At 48.3% G+C, this 20,042-nt stretch carries 21 protein-coding genes and 4 pseudogenes; 2 read left to right on the plus strand and 23 right to left on the minus strand.

The features are described from left to right. From EGK14_RS12425 to EGK14_RS12435, 3 genes are all read right to left on the minus strand, one after another. Positions 1-336, minus strand: a 336-nt coding sequence (locus EGK14_RS12425; RefSeq protein ID WP_370256350.1) for a DUF3289 family protein, incomplete at its 3' end; no start/stop codon positions are given. 370 nt (positions 337-706) lie between these two features. Next, entirely contained in the window at positions 707-1,171 is a 465-nt protein-coding gene (locus EGK14_RS12430) for a DUF943 family protein (RefSeq protein ID WP_125289427.1), read from the minus strand. Between the two features lie 61 nt (positions 1,172-1,232). Beyond that, a complete protein-coding gene (locus tag EGK14_RS12435) occupies positions 1,233-2,009 on the minus strand; it encodes a YPO3983 family protein (protein ID WP_370256352.1) in 777 nt (258 codons plus the stop codon). Between the two features lie 754 nt (positions 2,010-2,763). Here EGK14_RS12435 and EGK14_RS12440 point away from each other — a divergent pair. Then, complete coding sequence (locus EGK14_RS12440; protein WP_125289428.1) at positions 2,764-2,979, plus strand: hypothetical protein; 216 nt, start codon at positions 2,764-2,766, stop codon at positions 2,977-2,979. 647 nt (positions 2,980-3,626) lie between these two features. Here EGK14_RS12440 and EGK14_RS12445 read toward each other — a convergent pair. From EGK14_RS12445 to otnK, 20 genes and pseudogenes are all read right to left on the minus strand, one after another. Next, positions 3,627-4,526 (minus strand): GGDEF domain-containing protein, encoded by a 900-nt coding sequence (locus EGK14_RS12445; RefSeq protein ID WP_125289429.1) that lies wholly within the window; start codon positions 4,524-4,526, stop codon positions 3,627-3,629. A gap of 1,212 nt (positions 4,527-5,738) precedes the next feature. Beyond that, on the minus strand, positions 5,739-6,011 hold the full coding sequence (locus EGK14_RS12460) for a hypothetical protein (protein ID WP_125289431.1): 273 nt from the start codon (positions 6,009-6,011) through the stop codon (positions 5,739-5,741). A gap of 39 nt (positions 6,012-6,050) precedes the next feature. Further along, complete coding sequence (locus EGK14_RS12465) at positions 6,051-6,518, minus strand: DUF2778 domain-containing protein (protein WP_233598487.1); 468 nt, start codon at positions 6,516-6,518, stop codon at positions 6,051-6,053. 435 nt (positions 6,519-6,953) lie between these two features. Next, the gene (locus tag EGK14_RS12470) at positions 6,954-7,664 is read right to left on the minus strand and encodes a helix-turn-helix transcriptional regulator (protein WP_125289432.1); all 711 of its coding nucleotides are present in this window, start codon (positions 7,662-7,664) and stop codon (positions 6,954-6,956) included. Then, positions 7,661-8,053: an amino acid-binding protein gene (locus EGK14_RS12475; RefSeq protein ID WP_125289433.1), complete on the minus strand. Its 393-nt coding sequence runs from the start codon at positions 8,051-8,053 to the stop codon at positions 7,661-7,663. Before EGK14_RS12475 ends, EGK14_RS12470 begins: the two co-directional genes overlap by 4 nt. Next, positions 8,046-8,369 (minus strand): antibiotic biosynthesis monooxygenase, encoded by a 324-nt coding sequence (locus EGK14_RS12480; protein ID WP_125289434.1) that lies wholly within the window; start codon positions 8,367-8,369, stop codon positions 8,046-8,048. The genes EGK14_RS12475 and EGK14_RS12480 overlap by 8 nt, the downstream gene beginning before the upstream one ends. 269 nt (positions 8,370-8,638) lie before the next feature. Beyond that, entirely contained in the window at positions 8,639-9,418 is a 780-nt protein-coding gene (map, locus tag EGK14_RS12485; RefSeq protein WP_125289435.1) for a type I methionyl aminopeptidase, read from the minus strand. Next, positions 9,399-9,617, minus strand: a complete 219-nt coding sequence (locus EGK14_RS12490; protein WP_125289436.1) for a ParD-like family protein — start codon at positions 9,615-9,617, stop codon at positions 9,399-9,401. The genes map and EGK14_RS12490 overlap by 20 nt, the downstream gene beginning before the upstream one ends. Positions 9,618-9,741: 124 nt before the next feature. Beyond that, the gene (locus EGK14_RS12495) at positions 9,742-10,344 is read right to left on the minus strand and encodes a site-specific integrase (RefSeq protein WP_125289437.1); all 603 of its coding nucleotides are present in this window, start codon (positions 10,342-10,344) and stop codon (positions 9,742-9,744) included. Between the two features lie 181 nt (positions 10,345-10,525). Further along, entirely contained in the window at positions 10,526-11,491 is a 966-nt protein-coding gene (locus EGK14_RS12500) for a hypothetical protein (protein ID WP_006326560.1), read from the minus strand. Between the two features lie 278 nt (positions 11,492-11,769). Beyond that, positions 11,770-12,519, minus strand: a pseudogene (locus EGK14_RS12505) (primase-like DNA-binding domain-containing protein); the annotation flags it as partial. A gap of 336 nt (positions 12,520-12,855) precedes the next feature. Beyond that, positions 12,856-13,185 (minus strand): annotated as a pseudogene (locus EGK14_RS12510) (TA system toxin CbtA family protein). Positions 13,186-13,205: 20 nt separating this feature from the next. Further along, entirely contained in the window at positions 13,206-13,523 is a 318-nt protein-coding gene (locus EGK14_RS12515; protein WP_125289438.1) for a type IV toxin-antitoxin system YeeU family antitoxin, read from the minus strand. A 17-nt stretch (positions 13,524-13,540) separates the two neighbouring features. After that, a pseudogene (locus EGK14_RS12520) lies at positions 13,541-13,762 on the minus strand (DUF987 domain-containing protein). An 8-nt stretch (positions 13,763-13,770) separates the two neighbouring features. Further along, complete coding sequence (locus EGK14_RS12525; protein ID WP_125289439.1) at positions 13,771-14,253, minus strand: RadC family protein; 483 nt, start codon at positions 14,251-14,253, stop codon at positions 13,771-13,773. 8 nt (positions 14,254-14,261) lie between these two features. Next, complete coding sequence (locus EGK14_RS12530; RefSeq protein ID WP_125289440.1) at positions 14,262-14,720, minus strand: antirestriction protein; 459 nt, start codon at positions 14,718-14,720, stop codon at positions 14,262-14,264. 177 nt (positions 14,721-14,897) lie between these two features. Beyond that, positions 14,898-15,007 (minus strand): annotated as a pseudogene (locus EGK14_RS12535) (DUF905 family protein); the annotation flags it as partial. A gap of 323 nt (positions 15,008-15,330) precedes the next feature. Continuing rightward, positions 15,331-16,695, minus strand: a complete 1,365-nt coding sequence (locus EGK14_RS12540; RefSeq protein WP_370256377.1) for an SLC13 family permease — start codon at positions 16,693-16,695, stop codon at positions 15,331-15,333. A 17-nt stretch (positions 16,696-16,712) separates the two neighbouring features. After that, positions 16,713-17,351 (minus strand): aldolase, encoded by a 639-nt coding sequence (locus EGK14_RS12545; protein ID WP_103792989.1) that lies wholly within the window; start codon positions 17,349-17,351, stop codon positions 16,713-16,715. Beyond that, a complete protein-coding gene (otnK, locus tag EGK14_RS12550) occupies positions 17,344-18,603 on the minus strand; it encodes a 3-oxo-tetronate kinase (RefSeq protein ID WP_125289442.1) in 1,260 nt (419 codons plus the stop codon). The genes EGK14_RS12545 and otnK overlap by 8 nt, the downstream gene beginning before the upstream one ends. A gap of 324 nt (positions 18,604-18,927) precedes the next feature. On the opposite strand from otnK, the gene EGK14_RS12555 reads away from it, so the two are divergent. Further along, positions 18,928-19,998, plus strand: a complete 1,071-nt coding sequence (locus EGK14_RS12555) for an isocitrate/isopropylmalate dehydrogenase family protein (RefSeq protein WP_110024452.1) — start codon at positions 18,928-18,930, stop codon at positions 19,996-19,998. Positions 19,999-20,042: the final 44 nt, after the last annotated feature.

Consider the following 20,042-nt stretch of genomic DNA (forward strand, 5'->3'; position numbering starts at 1 on the left):
GATCATCTTTTCGATCAGGTGGCTGTACGGCCCATAAATGGAAAAATTACGGGATAACGAGCGGAACTTATCAAACAGCATCATGGCGCACTGCTGCCGACTAATTTTCTCTCCGGCTCCGCGCCGATTGCAACAGAACATGGATTGAGGCCGATCCATTGAGGAAAGCCGGGTCAGCATGTAAGGATCAACATGGTCAGAGATATAGTCCAGCCGGTAATGGGATTTCAGTTGTGCTTCAGTCAGATCGCCACAGCGCATACCCTCAGCGCCATAGTCATCCATCCGGTTTTGAGTTTTGAATATAGTGCAGGGAAACCGTAGAGCCGCCATCATGATACTTTCCTTGTGTCATTGTCCGGTGTGATCTTCTCAGGGGATAATACGCGGTGACTGGCAGTGATGAAATGCCGTGCAATCACTCACCGTAATTTTTACAGAAAAGCGTTAACCACGTACGCTGGCCTGGATAAGAGCGGGTAAAGCGTAAATTCCTGCCCGTGCTGCAAAAGGCCCGATATCTGTTAAACAGGCCGCTATATATCTGGGCAGACCAGGATGTAGTATCACAGATGTAGCAGGTGGCCAGGTGTTGCCGCTTTTCTTTCCGTCGAAATAGCCCTTTGGTCTTTTGCTATCCCGCATGGCAAGTGCAATTTAGAAAGAACGGAAATTTTATTGCTGCCTTAGCGGCAGGTGGCTGAATTTATTCGTATTTTCTTTTCACTATCTCACCGTTTTCCTTTACATAATATTTTCCGCTATCCATTCGAAAATACAAGCCTGTATTTTTACTGTATACCACCATCATTAGTGAGTTTTTATCAATGCAGTTTTTTACTGCTTTCATATCGTCAAAGCAGAGTCTGTCATAACCATCAGTTTCTTTATATCCATCACCAAAACCCCAAAAAATGACGGTAAAAAAACCATCCTCGGCAGGCTTGGGTATGTTGTACATATCCCTTATCTTTTTCTTGTTTGTCAGCCACCAATGAATTTTCCCTCGTTCAGTTAATGGGAAATTATTTACCAGGATATCGCTATAGTTATGTCTTAGGTGAATGGCTATGATCTCCACGGGACGTAATGACAACCAAAGTAAGTAACCCAGCAGAATACAGCCAATCAGTAATGATGCATAAAGCAATTTTTTATTTTTTGATTTCATTGCGTTCACCTGTAATCTCTACAGTTGCTCCAATATCGCTTATGTATGGCCTGAAGCCAAACTAACTGTATCGCTGCAGCACGAACCAGATACGGAAGAAATGAAACTGGTTGAATCTTGTTTGCAGAATATCATCGCTGTCCAGACCAAAGTGATCCTGGATCTGATAATGCGCCACTGCCCGGTAACGGTCATTATCAATTTTTAATGACTTTATCGTAATGCATGTTGCCCAGGTATCGTGAACAGTGATACCCATACCATTATAATTATCCTGGAATCTGTCGAATTTAGGAAGCTTTCCGCTAAGTACGGCATCTCTCAGTTTGCCTGATCCTTCTCGGGGGTAACATTTATTTTCCCAATTAATATTTATGCTTAAGGCTTCTTGCAATAATAAGTACGTACTATTTTTCGTTCTATCATTGCGAACATGCTCCTTTAAAGCCGTGTCCAGTGACATATCATGGAAGGGCGTACCATTGCCGTTCTGCATATGGACGATCATCTTTTCGATCAGGTGGCTGTACGGCCCATAAATGGAAAAATTACGGGATAACGAGCGGAACTTATCAAACAGCATTATAGCGCACTGCTGCCGGCTAATTTTCTCTCCGGCTCCGCGCCGATTGCAACAGAACATGGATTGAGGCCGATCCATTGAGGAACGCCGGGTCAGCATGTAAGGATCAACACGGTCAGAGATATAGTCCAGCCGGTAATGGGATTTCAGTTGTGCTTCAGTCAGATCGCCACAGCGCATATCTTCAGCGCTGTAGTCATCCATCCGGTTTTGAGTTTTGAATATAGTGCGGGGAAACTGTAGAGCCGCCATCATGATACATTCCTTGTGTCATTGTCCGGTGTAGTCTTTACAGGGGATAATACGCGGTGACTGGCAGTGATGTAAATCTTCAATTATTACTACCTGTAATTTTTTAAAGCTCTCGTGCTGAGGACGCACCGCTAAGGTCTGATTTATCAAAACGCCATTTGGCAATTTTCTAATTTTCGGGATCTTCTGCCCTTTATGTTTTTAAATGGTTTTTGTGAATTTAACTTTGAGTAGTATACCAATACCGTTTCGTCTACGGATTTTCAACCGGTCGATAGTTAGTATCCAGACATAGACCATTACACGGGTTGCCTTTCGCTATAGCAGGTTAAAGCTATCAAAGTTAGTGACGCGATGCCTTAATATGAAAGAGTAATTGTTAAACTAATTCTTTGAAGACTTTAAGAAAAAATATTAGGGAAAAGTATTCACCTTGTTCACTTTTTAATTTTTGTGATTTATTATCAGTGTTTGAAATGATGATTAATTAGGCGGGAATTGTTCGCCACTCTTCATCCGAAGGTGAACACCATTCGCCGCCAGAGATAAAATCGGCCTGGCCAGCGGGCAATGCGCACTGTCTTGACCTGCTGCTTCAGCTGGTGCGGAAAGTCGACTGGATGATTTTCCGGGAAGCGCTTTCCTCGATGAAAATCAGTTGGGTACAGACGCAGAGAATAATTATATCAATGAAATTTATACCGAAATGGTGATTTCCGGCAACAATTTTTATCCGGCCCTGAACAGGAGAAGCACAATGCATAGAGTCTCGAATCTACTGGTTTTTATTGGCCTTGTCAGCTTTGCGATAGCTTTTGCCGTGAACCTCTACGGCAGCTATGCCGTCAGTCATGTCAACAGCGCGCCGCTGTTCTCTACGAACTGGTGGGCGCGCTGGTTCCCGATTTATGCCTCGGGTATTGCGCTACTTTTTATTGGTCTGGTGTTGCGTCTGACCGCTCGCGCGCGTTAAGCAATAATAAGCTCTTCGCCGCCAGACATCTTGGGTTGCCCGCCAACAGGCGCCTTGCGCACTGGCGAGGGGCGCAGGCAAGATGAGGCCGGCTTAGCCGGATGCCGCGCCAGCGTCGCTGTCTGCTGCGTATATGGCGACATAGCGCATTTTCCACCTTATTCTGGCGTAGCCGGGTTTGGCTGGCGGTTAACGATATCTGTCAGCCGGATACGGGCGACGTGGCAGACAGGTGAATGAATTATCACCTGTGATGGACTTTGTTTTGCCGCAGAGTCAGCGCAAGGCGAGGTGGCCTTGCTGAAACTAAACGACGTGCAGAGTAGCTGGCGACTGTTACCGATGGCTATCGTTTGGTGCATTAGCGCAAATTATTGCGTTTGCTCACGCCTGCGAGCTGGCTCATGCTATCTCCGGGCTGTTGTTAAACTGGACGCGCTGGCGTTTTGACTTCCGGTGCCCGCTATTGAGGTTGATGTAAGCGCTTGGGTCATGGACGGCGCTGGAGAGAATGGCTGAACGGGTTTAAGTAGGCGACCACAGGAAGTTGCAGCTGATATTAGCCGCTATAAGCCTTTTGATTTAATCAGGCGCCAGGAATAAACCAGTAATTTTAAAGGGCAGGATCGCCCTTTAAAAATATTATCTTAACTGTAGGCATGATGAGCGTATATGATGCAATTTCTTCCCGCCCTCTTGGCTTGATAAAGGGCATCGTCAGCAGCAGTAATAATAGCAGAAGAGGAGTCCTTTTTCTGTTTAACGGCTACTCCAACGCTTATAGTGACGCTGATATTTCCGTTGCACCCATCTGAAATCGATGTTTTTATCTTTCTGACAATATCTTCAGCATCAGCGTTGTCAAAAATTACAAACACAAATTCCTCACCCCCTGACCGTGAGATAAAAATATCATCGCTTACAAAATTGCTCAACCTCAATCCCACGTTTCTTAATACCTTGTCTCCAGTTTCATGGCCGTAGGTATCATTGATTTTTTTAAAGTGGTCAATGTCCGCAATGCAAATTGTTCCAACTCTGTTTTCCATCTCCCTGAGTTTAACGTTCAGATGCCGTCTGTTAGGTAACCCTGTTAATTCATCTGTTAACGACAGGCTAACCGCAGATTTATAATTATGGTTCACGTATGAAATAAATTTATTAAAGGAGTAAATAATCATCAGCATGGCTGGGACGTAAAGAAGGGCTGCTATTACGGATGCCGTATCTCTCTCAATTAAGTTAAGACCTCCAGCCATCGAAGCCAGAGATGAGTTCAGGAGTAAAAATAAGCTAATCCTGAAAACCAGTAGATGTATATCTATAGAGTAAATGTTAAACGACTTTCTGATAAACCATACCATCAATGCTACAGTGCAAGAATTTATAAAGAAGTAGAAATTCAGCCTTGATGTATCACCCATAGCCCAAAAAAGAATAATAATTAGCGTAGCCATAAAGCAGGTGTAAATGATTACCATTCTGTAAAGCAGACCTTCCGGGGACTTAACTTCATGAATAAGCTTGTCGTGTATTTTGAAATTCATCACGTAACCCTGATTTAGTTTAGGCGTGAAATAGTACCACGTGATTGTTTAGAGAAGTCATGATTTTTACTGTCAGGGTTGCTACCTGGTTGTTATACAAGAAGAAATTAATTAGAGAGGAATGCTACTGCGATTAGCATATTTTCCAGCAGCTGCGGGCCGCACTCGTTTGCCGGTATCACGTCCGAACGGCAGGGTAACCCGGCGACGCGAGACGCCTCCGCTGCCGTCGCTAAAACGCATCGGGTTGTGGTGCGCCGCCAGTCTCACCGCCGGGATAGGGGTTAAGTCCTCTCCGGCCAGCAATCGCGGTCATCTCGCTTGTATCGCTGCGCGACAAATTCAGGACACAAAAAAGCCGCAAAACTTCCGCTCTGCGGGCTTTCAGAACTTCATCGAATGGTTCTGGTAGCCATCGAGCTGGCGGAATATGAATTTTTTCATCAACTTCATGTTTTTAAGTGCTTTTTACCAATTTGACTTTGGTTAGTATACCCATGCCGTTTCGTCTCACAGTTTTATCGTCTGTTCTGGCGATATAGTATAAAGGATGTAGCCTGCTTATCGGCTGCTGTCAGCCCTGGCCGGAGCAGGGTTAGCGGAGATATCGATGTATTTCCTTAATCCCATTTTTTTGATATGAATGTGTTGAAAACAGACTTAATAGAGTCTTGTGACAAACCGATAATATGCAAAGATTGCGAACATAAGTTATCAACAAGAAAAGTTCCTACAAATTTGATTGAAACAGTCAAGAAGGAATTAAAAAGAGTAAGGAAGTCTAGATATTATAGATGGATGGACTTTATAAAGGCTCACCCTATAATATCACTATTAATATCACTGATTTCAGTTGTTTTATTTGGAGGGATAAGTTTAGTCATTGCATCAATACTATATGAAAACGTCATAAAAAACTGTTTAGCATAATGCCATTATGCTAAACAGGCCGCTGCGGAAGAGATTGTCGCAGCGGCTTCTTCGCCATCAGGAAATTTCTAACGAGCCGCTGATTAGACAAATCTAATGAGTTTTGACATTTTCTTGCGTTGATTTTTCAGACAGGACTGCAGGGAAGGATAAAAAAGCACCCCATGCGGGATGCTGAAAAGAACTTTCTTATGAACTGCCGTAAAGCGCCTGGTATTGTTGACCTGTTATTGGGTTAAAATCAGAAACCAACAGAGCGCCCCGGCTTTTACTGCAATCAGCCTATCCACCTTTTACTTTTTTAACTGCCGCTTTTACCAGCCAATACATGGCCAGAGCGTAAAACGCGATAACAGCCATAAGAGAAAAAAACGTCACTGGATCCGTACCGGCTTCGTATACGTCATCCTGATACCCGCTGAAAATTTGATAAGAATGTTCAACAAGCCAAGCTGTCAGCGGATAGAGCGGCATCCCGTAACGTGAAACCATAAAGGCCACAATAAAGCAGACGAAAAATCCCGCTATTTTTCTAACGAATTTTGCAGTTTGCAAAGTTACTTTCCCCCTGAACCTCAACGTAGCCGTATGCCATCAAACCGTTTCGCGAACCCGGTACGCGAACTTTTTTCTTCGGAGGAGCGCCTGCCTTACTGTGTAGAAATCAGCACGCCGCACGAAGGTGATACACCCTTCACTTTCTCCGGAGCCATCTGGCCGGAGGGGATGCAGGCGGAAACCGCCGCGGGCAACACCGTTGATCAGGATGGAATCATTCATCGTTTCCGAATTAAAGAGCGCAAACCACTCTGAATGATTTGAACTGTTCCAAGTGTCGACGGCCCATCCTCTTATCCGGTTTGCGATACTGCCTTCAGGGCGCGGAACAATCCAGTAGCGCCCGACCGGAATGGCGCTGTTAGGCCTGTAGGTACAGTTTGGATCGTTGGTATAAGGCTTCTGGCCGGAAAAGACCGGAAAGGTACCCACGCCGTAAACGTGCAGCTTTGCCTCGCCGCCGCCCTTTGTCAGATCGTCGTAGGTCATTCTCATTAATTGCATTAAACGCTCCCTGTAAGTTATCAGGCATGCCAGTAAACCGGGCGATACTATCACTCCTGCAGAGTAAAGTTAACGGGCCGACAGGTACCTGACGGCCAAAGCTCTTCCATACCTGCCAGGCACCCGTGTTTACCATAGCATCTGTTCCGCGCACCGCGAAAACGCCCTGGACACCATTCTGCGGCAAGACAGGCAAAAGACAGGCCTTTCCCTGCCCGAAACTCCGGAAAACGCCCCAGATGATTTTTACAAGCCTGCATAGGCATGCATGAAAGTGAATGGCCGGGATTTCGCGCGGATGTTGGCCAAGCAGGCAGGCGCGGCAGAAAATTACAGGCAGTTTTGAGCGAAAAGCGGACGTTTTACGTAAAATGGAAGAGTCAGATGAGGGCATCTTGAGCCACCCGATCAAATCAACCGGTATATGACTTAAAATCAGGTGATCTTTAGCTTAAACAGCCGATATATTGCAACTCGGCCTGAATTGGTTACGTTCACTTCACGGTACCCCTGTGTACGCGTTACCCATTCTTTTTGCAGGAAAAGTGTAAACAGGGCTGAGCCAGCGTCACCGCCGAGATGGAAACGTCTTTCACTCCAGTCCAGACAGCCGCAACAGGGTTTGCGTCGTGTGCGAGAGTTAAGCAAAACGCCCATTTTCTCAAAATGCATTTTGCCGGCTGATGTCAGTTCCGAGCCATCTGCTTCAAGCCATTTTTCCTGCAGCATAAATTCATAAATATTGACAGCAAGCTCGCCTGCCAGATGATCATAGCAGGTGCGTGCGTAACGCAGATAGACCGGTGTACTGGACATGGGGGCTTTGGAAGTACCCATGGAAACTCCCATCAGGTTTTCCAGCAGTCCGGCGATATGATAGCCCGCAAGGCTGTAATAGCGATGACGCCCCTGCGTCAGGCAAATGACCAGACCGTTGCTGAGAAGCCGTTTCAGATGCCCGCTGGTTGTCGAGGCTGCTATGCCAGCCACTACGCTAAGTTCGGTAGCTGTCCATGCGCGCCCGTCCATCAGGGCGCACAGAATACTTACCCTTGACGGGTCAGACAGCGCAGAAGCCACCATTGCCATTGATGTTTCAAGGTCATCATCTGGCTTACTGTCGCGCTTTGTTTTAACGAGGTTCATTCAGAAGGTATTGCCCATTTTCGGGTTACTTCAGCTGCCCGGGCATCATCATCCGTAATGAGAATGAGCCGGTTACTGTGATCGCTGTACTGTACCAGAATATTGATGCCGTTCCGGGCAATTGTGTCAGCTATTTCTCCCAGCTTTCCGGGCCGTTCCTGAGGTAATTTTCTTACCAGGGGACGACACACGTTGCACACGTCAAAACCGGCTTCAGTCAACACCTTGCGTGCTTTATAGCCGTCTTCAACCAGGAAGTGTGCGTGCCCGCCTTCAGGTCCTGTAAATACGCCACCGCCTTCAAGTCCCACTCCGTTTTCACCCAGTACACTACCCAGTAAACCAAGTGAGCCCGGGCTGTTTTTGAGAATAACGTGAATGTCATACATGCTGATTTGTTCCCTTATCAGAAGAGTAATCACGGAATACGCTAGCTACCCGTATTCTGTAGAATGAAAAAATCGACTGCTTACCTTCTTTCTGAGCGGCCTGATGCATTACATTTCGCTTCCATCCGGCTACAGACTCCTCATTTTCCCACCACGACAAAGAAAGAATCTTTCCGGGCGTAGTCAGGCTTTGGAAACGCTCAATTGAAATAAAGCCGGGCGTGTCGGATAAGAGAGGCTTCAGATCCGAAGCGAGCTGAAGATATCTTTCCTGAGCCTCTGGCAGGGCATCTGCCTCAAAAAGTACTGCAATCATGATCCGCTCCGTTGTTAATTTACGGACAGTTTAATGATGATGAGGGCATGCTGCTTCGGTCGGCACCGAAGTATGCCTGTGCGTTAGCGAAGCCATCGACATGGATAAGCGATGAACAGCAAATTCATAAGTTGAAAAGCGGGACAACATAGAAGTATGGGTTCCTGGCCAATGTCCGCTTCTGGCACATAGCTGCCTGACACGGGCAGGCATAAACCCTGGCTTGTTCACCCGGTTTTTCTCTAAAGAACAATAAGGAATTGAATAACTTATTCTGGAATGATTTCGTCTTGACGAAGTGTTAACACTTCAAAACCGTCTGCGGTCACAGCGATGGTGTGTTCCCACTGAGCCGAGAGTTTTTTATCCCGGGTTACCACTGTCCAACCGTCTTTTTTGGTTTTTATTTTGCTGCTCCCCTGATTTACCATAGGTTCGATGGTAAAAACCATCCCCGCCTGTAACGCTTCGCCTGTACCGGGTTTACCATAGTGCAGCACCTGCGGTTCTTCATGCATTTCTTTGCCGATACCGTGCCCGCAATATTCCCTGACAACGCTATAGCCACTGTTTTCAACATGCGTCTGGATGGCATGACCGATGTCCCCCAGTGTTGCGCCCGGTTTTACCGTTTTTATGCCCAGCCACATGGCTTCCCGGCTTATTTCCACCAATCGGCGGGCGAGCGGAGAGACGTCTCCGATCAGATACATTTTGCTGGAATCGGCAATCAGGCCCTCTTTCTCCAGGGTGATATCTACGTTAACGATAGCGCCGGATTTCAGGTGTTCGTGAGCCTTAGGGACACCGTGACAAACTACTTCATTCACAGAAGTATTCAGCACGTAAGGATAATCATATTGTCCTTTACTGGCAGGACGGGACTGCAACTGCTCGACAATAAATGCTTCTGCGCAATTATTGATATCCAGGGTGGACACTCCCGGAACAATAAACGTATCTAACATCTCAAATACGGAGGCAAGCAATGCTCCTGCATGACGCTGCCGGGCAAGTTCATCTGCGGTTTTAATGGGAATTGATGGCATTGATCACCTCCATTAAACGGTCAGAGCCTGATTTCAGCATCATAATTTTGATTTGTTGATAATTAAGCTCCGGGTAAAGTTCACTCATCATACCGAGGCGGATCCAGTATTCGGCTTGCGCGTTAACTGAACGTGACATGGCTTTACTGGCATCGCGAACGTCTTCATGTAGCAAATCTGAAATTTTGACAATACCCACAAACATATACTCTGTAATAATATATATATAAATCGTATATCTTTCACAGGCAGATGTCACTGGGATTTTGTCATTAAACAGAGGTCCGCTTCTGGCACAGGACTGCTGTTGCAGCCCTCACAGGCTAGACTTCAATTGACTCTGATATCTCCAGAGCATCATCTACTTCAATGCCAAGGTAACGAACTGTGCTTTCAAGTTTTTTGTGACCCAAAAGTAACTGGATTACTCGAAGGTTCTTCGTTTTTTTATAGATCAGATATGGCTTAGTTCTGCGCATTGAATGCGTACTGTAGAGCGTCTCGTCGAGACCCAGCTTCCCAATCCATCCATGAAAAATACGGTTATATTGCCTGGTTGAGATGTGTCGTGAAGAACCAACGCCGGACTGGAAAAGATAGTCGTTATTACGTAGTTGGGCCATTTTGATCCATGCGGCTACAGCCTCTCTGGTTCCCTTAGTCAGTTCAAACTGAACAGGGCTGCCCGTTTTCTGCTGCAGCACTGTCGCTCTGCCCGAAACAGAGTGTCCATAGGCCACATCAGAAACTTTTAGCTTAACCAAATCACAGCCCCGAAGTTTACTGTCCAGAGCCATGTTAAAAAGAGCCAGATCACGAACTTTTCCTTCCAGCTCAAGACGTATACGAATTCCCCAGATATGAGAGATCTGAAGAGGCCGTTTCTGGCCAATAATGCGGCTTTTGTTCCAGGGGGATGTTTTCATGTTCAATCTCCATTGGGTTAGGAGATGTGATTATGAGTGTCCCGTATGAGCGAAAAGCGGGCATTAACGCCCAATTAAAGTGTGAAGCACGTATTCACCATACTCAATTTGAATACCTTAATCACTAAATTTGAACCAAACTGAAAATGCCAAGCGTGCTGAGCCATTCTTAAATTGTTTGTTATATTTCAAGCACGACAGAGTCAATAGACAACCTTGAGTTATCAGAAATATCCTCGACAAACTCAGCCCACGTACCTCTCTCGACTCTTCGACTGCAATAATGCGAAGTAGCCCTAATGAAGCCAATAGCGACGTCATACAAATCTTGGATAAATTCTTCTATAATAGCTTCGTTGTTGTCACCGTAGGATAAAAATATAGAGTCACGATAGTTCGCTTTACCACGGTATCTAAATGCCTGAATAAGGAAATTAACTTGTCCTTTTTCTAGTGCGTGATCGCGAACTTCGCGAGCAGCTTTCGTGCGAAAGTTGTCAACACCAAGAGCTTTGAAATCACGAGAAGTTCTCACCCTCTCTTCTGTTTCCCACTTTTTGTAGCCATGAGTCCCCTTTAGATAGGAAACCAGTGCACCATGAGCAGTTTCATTATCATAAGCTCTATCATTCAGGTCGAAACGGTTAGCACCTCTATATGCAGCAATCTCGGCATCAGCAGTGTTTGAAACTAAACTAGTTAGAAGAAGATTAAATGGATATGGGATAAGTTCTTTTTCCGCGATATCTGACTGCCAAACTTTTGCTGTGGCTGTATGTGTCTCTTGAATAGAACCAGAAGATGCTGCAACCATCGCGCTAGCGGAAAAATAGATACTGTAATACCAAGAAATAATAGCTGAACGACATATGTCATATTTATCTTCGACATCTTTATTCATACTTTTCAAAGATGACAGATTATGTAAGGCCATCATTGTGTTCTCAAACACAAGCGTATCAGCTTCACGATTGACAGGTCTACGTTGTACCCGAGCATATAAATCATTTAGTTTATCATCAGCACAAGCGCCACCGTTAACGACTTCGGCAAGGGCCCTCATCCAATTTACAGTCCCCTGAAACGCAAACCGGGGCTCTGCCTGATCACCGGCTTCAAATAGCCTGTCTAATAGCCACTTACTCATGATAAACCTTTGGAAATATGCGGTTATTCAGCGGAAAAATCTGTATCTAAACACGGACTTTTCCACGTTTGTAAATTTAATGTGTGGAACACTACATCGCTTTTGTATAACTGACAACAGCTTATAGGTACAGCCGGGAATTGTATTTGTTATAAATACGGATTAATCCACCTAACAAGTGGTGGCGATACCTTGATCCGGACAAGATATTTTTGCAGTGCAACAACGTCTGCAATTGGCACAAACCGGCCGGAGCCGGTTTGGTCTTTTCGTATAATTTATGTATCACAGCGCGGCGACCAGTCGGCCTCGCAGTCTTCGCTCAGCTTCAGGCTGGGCCGGATGCCGTTCTTTGTTTTGCTCTTCAGCAGCTCAATCTCATACTCCTTCAGCGTCTGCGGCACCGCCTGGCCGAACGCGGTCAGGCTCATGGGGTACTGATGCCCTCTGGCCTCCATAAATGACAGGTAGGCGTGATAGAGATAGCGACGCGGGTTCATCGGCCGGATATTGGCGTTGCCGATAAACAGCCCGTTCGGCGTACTCAGCGGCGTCAGATAGCCGCAGAAGTCGACCAGCGAATCGGCGCTGCGCTTGATTTCCAGCGTCTCCTCTGACGACTGCTGCGCCTGAAGCAGCTCGCGGGCATCGTCAGGGCGGGTGAAGCGCTGTATCAGGTGGCGCACGATAACCGCCAGCTCACCGGCAATCTTCTCCAGCAGCTGCGGGTCGCGCTCGTTCGCCGGTATCACGTCCGGGAAAGGCAGGATTACCCGGCGACGCGACACGCCGCCGCTGCGGTCGCAGAAGCGCATCGTGTTGTTGTTCACCGCCAGTATTACCGCCGGGATGTGAGTTGAGTAGGCATCACGGTATTTCGGGTCAATCGCCACGGCGTCGCCGCCGGTAATGGCCTTGATGCCCGCGCCGTCGCCGCTCCATTTTTCCTGGTCGGGCAGGATAATGAATGAGTAGCAAACCACGCTGGCGCGTTCCCTCGAAAGTTCCAGCTTATCGATGGAAGCAGTTATGGTGTGGTTTTCTCCGACCGGCAGTAGAAATCTTCCTGCTCGCACCGATGAAGCACGAACTCAGGGCACAAAAAAGCCCGCAGGGCTTGTGCCGTGCGGGCTTCCAGGACTTCTACGGATGGCTCTGGAACCATAGCTGGCGGAGTCTGAATTGGTTGTGTAACTTGTTGTTTAATAGCTGATAACCTTCAGTTCAATTTTCATTTTGGTCCCATTGTTGGCCCTAAAAGAAAATGTCAGGTTTTTTGCAGGGGAGGGGAGGTTACAGTAGAAGTCTCTTCGTCTGTGAGATTAGCATTTTGCTTTCCTTTAGTCTGCTCTGTATTTAAGCGTTTATTTCACATTAGTTTTTAGCAAGCCGGTAGAGCGCCTTGCTCGCAGAATATCCACTACGGAAATATACGGGGTTTGTTCTTGCCATGAAAATCCCTTCCGGTCGATACGGACAAGCCCGTATTTTTCGACAAGAAAGTTCACCGCATCGCTGAGCGATACTCCAGCATCAATATGCTCTCGTATGGTGGTTTCATTACTGAAGGGTGTGTCGTTTAGCGTCAGGCCTTAGTGTTGTTCCAGCAGTCGTGTCAGTAACATTTGCCAGACAGCCACGGGCGACAGACAGGGCTTCGTCGCCCGCGAAATTGTTGCAGGTAGATTTTTCATGTTTGCTCTCGTGAAATTTGTTAGCGTTGAGTGGGATAAATGGCGATGTATACGTAGCCGCAACTACCAAGGGTATCGGCTTCGCAAGTGAAACCGTTGTGGTACAGGGTGACACAATGGGCATGGCGGGGATTCATTTCACCAGTGGTCAGCATCGATTCCATCTGACTGATAAAATGTGGAAATACGACATCCAACTTCAGGCTTTCGGCATCACTAAACTTACCGGTGATACTGGCCCGGTCAGCCAGATAGTGCAGCCGGTTGCCCTCCTGCACCAGACGTGCTCCCAGGCACGGCGTGATATCCCGCTGCAGGCCCCATGTGGGGTTGCTCATTTATAACCTCTTTATTGTCAGTTCAGGGTGATACTCATCAGACAAGTATAAGGTCCGTTGCAGTCCTGGCGGCGTTCGGCGTATACCGCCAGCACACCGGAAATGTCAGGAACCACCTTAACGGTGTAATGACAGACACTGCCATGCCACTGGTATCTGCCAGTACAGAATCAAACAATGCGGGAGGCCGGATGCTGACGGTATATCGTCATCGCCCGGCGTTTACTGATAATTTTCATGTAATACCTCAAAGCAGACCATGTTCAGCGAACGACAATATCTGCGTGCCACCGACAATGAGATGGTCAGGCACACGGATATCAACGAGCTGAAGCGCCTGTACCAGACGCTGCGTGATGGTTTTATCTGCCTGGCTGGGTGTGATGTCACCTGAGGGATGGTTATGCGCCAGTATCACTGCTGCCGCATTGAAGTACAGAGCCCGCTTGACCACCTCACGGGGATGTACCTCGGTGCTGCTAATGGAACCGGCAAACAGGGTTTCGTGGGCAATCAACTGGTTCTGTTGATTGAGATAAAGCACCATAAACTCCTCTCGCTCAAGCCCGGCCATTTTCAACCGCAGCCAGTCGCGGGCGGCCTGTGTGGAGGTGAACGCCACGCCAGTTTCGCGCAGGTGGCGGTCAAGCAGGGCCAGGGCATGTTGCACAGTGCGTTGTGCGCTTAGTGGGAGTACCGGAGCCAGTGGGGAGATTGACTGTTCCATCATGAGTGTCCTCAATCAATAATGCGCAGAATGGTGCTGGATTCAGGGTGCTGCAGGGCGTAATCCCGCAGTCGGTAATAATGCTCAGTCATGGCATCGCATTCGGTGCGACAGGCGTGATGGCTGTATTCAATCAGGCAGGCAGCGATACCGGCGGCTTCCGTGCTCATTTCCGCATCATTGCCGTTCATGCTGTTGAGCAGATGCCATTTATCATCACTGCCAGCATCGGGAGCCATAAACGCGCCGCCATTGCTGAGCGTGTAAAAGGACCAGATACCGCCGTTGTACTCATCACAGAAGCGGTCCATCCAGGCGAAAATGCGTGGTTCCAGCGTTATCCACTGCGGGATAGTGCCAAAGTACAGCGGCCAGAAATCGAGACGCTGTTCGTCAGGTACTGGTGTTGCAGTAAGGTCAAATTGAGGTTCATTAGCGGGCACCAATTCGCATTGCTTTTGTGTCGTCATGGATTTTCTCCGTCAATAGAAAACGCCAGCGGCGATGCCTGGCATATGAGGTAATAAAGCGCGTTTGGGAAGGTGAAATGTTGCTGTTAAATGATTCGGAGTCAGCGGAGGGAAGGCGTCGGTGTGGATGCCTGTCCTGCGGTTATAGCGGCTAAGACCTTCACCGGCATCCGGTTAAAAGTTCCATGCCCGTCAACTATCCGACCTTCGGCATCACGAATTATCAGGCGGACGTGACTGCCCTGGTCGTTTTCAATGTTAATGCCGGTGATACCGGCAGATACCAGTGGCCCTGCTACGCAATCAGCCGATGCCCACTGCGGCAGACCAGAAAGCGTTTGTTAAAATGACTACCAACCTTCAGAGTTGCTCATTACTACTTCCCAGAAAAATAATAAAAAAGCGGCAGAATCGTGAGATTCTGCCGTTAATCGGGTATGTTCATAGAAATGATATATATCTGAATGCTTTTATATTGCTGATAGGCACATTCTGTGCCAAAGCGGACATTTGTATGCAGAAGGGCTAGCGCCTGGTAACGCACTCCTATGTCGAAGATTATTCTGCCCTTACCTTATTCACTGCCTCAAGTGAGGTTTTTGTCTTACTCTCACACAGGGATAGTTCCGATTACCAGTGCTGCGATAAGCGCGCACACGCTCATGATCCAGACTTTCGTCATAGAGTGCCTGATATGTTCATCAACGCGTAAATTGAGCAGACTCAGTCCGAGATGCGTGGCCGGTATAACCGGACTCAGCAGCAAGCCAATCTGTTCAGTAATGAGCATGGCAATCGTAACGTGCAGAGGCGACACGCCGAAGCTCTGGCCAAGGCCGACCGCGAGAGGTAACAGAGCAAAATAGAAAGCATCGGAACCTATCAGAATAACGATTGGCACGCTGAAGGCCGCGAGAATAAGATACAGATAGGGACCCAGGCTGGTGGGGAAGATTTCGGCGATCTCATTCACTAATACTTTAATAATGCCGGTATTTTGCAGAATGCCAACAAACACACCGATGGTTAAAAATATAACGATCACTGGAAATATTGTCAGGGCATACTCTTTTATTTTTTGTTGGGCTTTCTTTGCGTCAGGATAATTGATAATAACCGCTAGCGAAAAAACAATCATAAACAGATAATTGCCAGCAACCAGGCCTGATACCAGTATAACAATGGTGGCAATAACTAATGCGAAGTTCAGTTTCAGCAACCAAGGATTATGATCTGTTTTGCAGGTGAGCATATCGGCGCGCATATGATGAAACTCATCCGGCGAAATGCCCGAGCCGCTTCTGTTTTCGACTTTCGCCATAAACCAGCACAGGATCACGCCGAGGACAAACAGAATCGCCTGGAGCGGGATCAGTCGGTAATAGACATCCAGAATATCCAGATGCGTCACCGCGATCGCTCTGTTGAGCGATCCGCCCCAGGGGGTGATCCCGGTGACGCCCACACCCACAGTGATCAACAGTAACAGCGTCTTTTTACTGATGTTCATCTTCTCATAGATGGGCAGCAGGGCGGGTACCGTCACCAGCAGGGTGGCATACGCGTTACCGTCGAGACTGCAAATGGAGGCGATTACGAGGGTCGCGAGTAACACCGAAAACGTGGAGGGAGTAATGAAGCGCAGGATAAAGCGAACGATCACGTCGAACACCCCGGCTTCTTTCATCAGGGTAAAAAACATGGCGCTGAAGGCAACGAGCGTCGCGGTGCCCACCACAGATTTCAATCCTTGGGCAACATAGTCGCCTAACTCTTTAAAACCGAAGCCACACACTAAGGCCGCAGCAGTAGGCAGGAGAATAAATAAGATGCTGGGAGGAAATATATTTTTCAGAAGACACCAGGTTAATATGACAAACATAACTATCCCGGTGATAAGCATAAGAGACATAGGCGACCTTATTATAATTTGGGTGACACAGGCAGGGTAAACCCTGCGTAATATATTACGCAGAGGCTTTCAATTATTATTTACTTCATATTAAACGTGGCGTTAAGCTCGTCGACATTTTCCTGGGTCAGAGTATTCATACCAAAAGGCTTAAGCATGAAATAAAGTTTTGCCGTCTCCTCTAATTCTTCGGCATTAAATACCGCCTCACGGATATCTTTTCCAGAAATAATAGGGCCGTGATTGGCCAGAAGAATGGAATTATGTTCCGCCGCCAGTTTTTCAACATGCTCCGCAATCAGCGGTGAACCCGGACGAATATAAGGCACAACGGGAAGTTTACCCACGCGCATTACGTAATAGGGGGTAATCGGGGGTAGGGCATTTTCAGGATCGATACCTGGCAGGCACGACAGGGCGGTTAGCCAGGGAGAGTGCAGGTGAACGATGCCGCCGCATTGCGGGCGCTGGCGGTACATGGCGAGATGCATCAGCACCTCTTTTGAAGCTTTCTGCCCGGACAGGAGCTCACCCTGCATGGTGACTTTACTCAGCGCGTCCGCATCAAGATCGCCAAAGCTTGAGTTCGTTGGGGTCGCCAGAATATTGCCGTCCGGAAGCTTCAGACTGATATTACCCGCGCCGCCGCTGCTGTATCCGCGTTCAAACATGGAACGTGCATAGCGAACCATATCCTCTCTAAACTGTTTTTCACTCATGATAATGTTCCTGTGCTTTCTGGAAGAAATCCTGGCTACCAAAGTTCCCGGATTTGAGAATGACCCACTGCTGTTTGTTGAGAACCTGGGTCCAGGGCACGCCCGGCGCGACCGGCTCGCCAATGACCATCCCCTCAATGTTTAAACCCTGCGTTACCGCGCCGGAGGTTTCGCCTCCCGCGACAATAAACTTATTAAAACCTGCCCGGGTCAGCGACTTGGCCAGCGAAGAGAAGAAGGTCTCGATCCGGTCGCTGATGTATTCAGCGCCGTAGTGCTTCTGAATCAGCTCGATGATTTGCGGTGGCTGGGTGGCATAAACCATCGGCGCCAGGTGATCACTGGCGTGGGCGATCACCCATTGCGACACAAACTCCAGGTAAGCGGGATCCTGAATGATTTTTTCCACGTCCAGCGCCAGCGAGGAGGCGCGCTGCTGATAGAAATCGACCTGCTGATTGGTCATAGCCGAGCAGCTGCCTGAGAGCACGACGCTGGCCCCGCGGGCATCAATGTGCATGGCCTGTTTTCCGGACAGCGCGCGGTGTTCGTCCAGAGCGGCGATGGCGTAACCCAGTCCGGCGGCACCGGTCACCAGCGGGAAGTTCGCCGTAACCCGGGCGACAGTCAACAGATCCTGATTATCAAGAACGTCGAAGATGAAATAACGGGCCTTGTTCGCCAGCTGAGTTTCAATCTCACGCGCTAGCTCGTCCGGGTGGTTTTTCACTTTATCGAGATTAATCATACCGCACAGCCCCACCGACTGCGCCTCCATCAGCTTTTTCAGGGAAGAATGCTTCATTGGCGTGACGGGATGGTGCTCCATGCCGCTTTCATTAAGCAGTTCTCCCTTAACGAACAGATGGCCATGCACAATGGTGCGGCCATTATCCGGAACCGCCGGGCAGACGAGGGTTGCAGGGGTATTCAGGAACTTCATCAGCGCATCGGTCACCGGGCCGATGTTGCCCTGAGCAGTCGAGTCAAAGGTTGAGCAATATTTAAAAAGCTGTCGCTGGCATCCCTGTGCCTGCAGCCACGCCGAAGCCGATAAAGACAGTTCCACCGCCTCATTGACCGGGATGGAACGGCTTTTCAGGGCAATCACAATGGCATCGGTATCCTGCGCGTCGAATGCTTCCGAAGGCACGCCATTAAAAAGCACCACTTTCCAGCCTGCATTGACCATAAAACTGGCAATGTCGGTGGCTCCGGTAAAGTCATCGGCGATAACACCTAACTTAGTCATGTTCACTCCTCACAAACCCGTTGATGCCGCTATACTGCTTTTATACATCTATAAATGCAAATGCGCGGTTTGTTAAAACGTGGTTAAGATCACATTTTTTGCCGCTAATTAAAAAGCCCATCCGCCTGTGGCGTGAATGGCCCTGAGTTAGCAGTTTCAGACGATTTAAGACGTAAGAATTTGCTATTTGCAAGTGCATGAAAGGTAAACGAAATGCTAAATCCAAAAAGATTTATCAGATAAATGTGATCTCCATCACCTTACCTTATATGCATTTATTGATATAAAAATGCAATCTAAAGCAAACAACCTATTGGAGTTTTTATGCGCATTCTGGTTCTTCCATGTGACGGTATCGGTCCTGAAATCACCTCAGCAGCAGTAACGGTGCTGAATTCACTGGATAAAGCCTTCGGACTGGGTTTTGAGTTTGATTACGAAGACGTAGGCTTTAAGAGCCTGGAAAAATATGGCACCACGCTTCGTCAGGAGTCTTTAGACAAAGCGAAAACCTATGATGGCATCATCCTCGGCACTCAGTCCCACGCGGACTATCCCGTTCCTGAAAAGGGTGGCCGTAACGTCTCGGCGGGCTTCCGTATCGGTCTGGATCTTTATGCGAACGTGCGTCCGGCACGCACGCGTCCGTTCCTGACGTCGAACATGAAAGAGGGCAAAACCATGGATCTGGTGATCATGCGTGAAGCCACGGAAGGTTTTTATCCGGATCGTAATATGACCCGCGGCTGGGGCGAAGTGATGCCGAGCCCGGATATGGCGCTGTCCACCCGCAAAATCACCCGCCATTGCTCCGAGCGTATCGCGCGTAAAGCCTTTGAGCTGGCGATGCAGCGCAAGAAAAAAGTGACGGCTATCCACAAAGCCAACAGCTTCCATATGACGGATGGTCTGTTCCTCGAAGCCGTGCGCACTGTGGCGAAAGAGTTCCCGGAAGTGCAGCTGGATGACCTGCTGGTGGATGCCTCCACCGCGCACCTGGTGCGTAACCCGGAACGTTTCGACGTGCTGGTAGCCACCAACTTCTACGGCGACATCATCAGCGATCTGGCAAGCGAACTCTCCGGCAGCCTGGGCCTGGCGGGCTCCATTATGGCCAGTGACACCCACTGCTGTGCCCAGGCGCAGCACGGTTCCGCGCCGGATATCCAGAATCAGGACAAAGCCAACCCGGTCTCAATGATCCTCTCTGCAGCGATGATGCTGGCCTGGTATGCCGAAAAGCATAACCAGCCGAAATTCCTGAAAGCAGCCGATGAAATCAACCGTGCGGTGGATGAAGTGCTGGAGAACCCGGCTACCCGCACTCCAGATCTGGGCGGCACCTGCGGCACTAAGGCATTTGCGGAAAAAGTGGCAGCGGCTATTCGCTCCTGAGTTGGGGTTGTGGCTGCCCGAATACGGGCAGCCTGTTATCTGGA

The organism is Erwinia sp. 198 (assembly GCF_003937915.1).
GTDB classification, from domain to species: Bacteria; Pseudomonadota; Gammaproteobacteria; order Enterobacterales; family Enterobacteriaceae; genus Erwinia; species Erwinia aeris.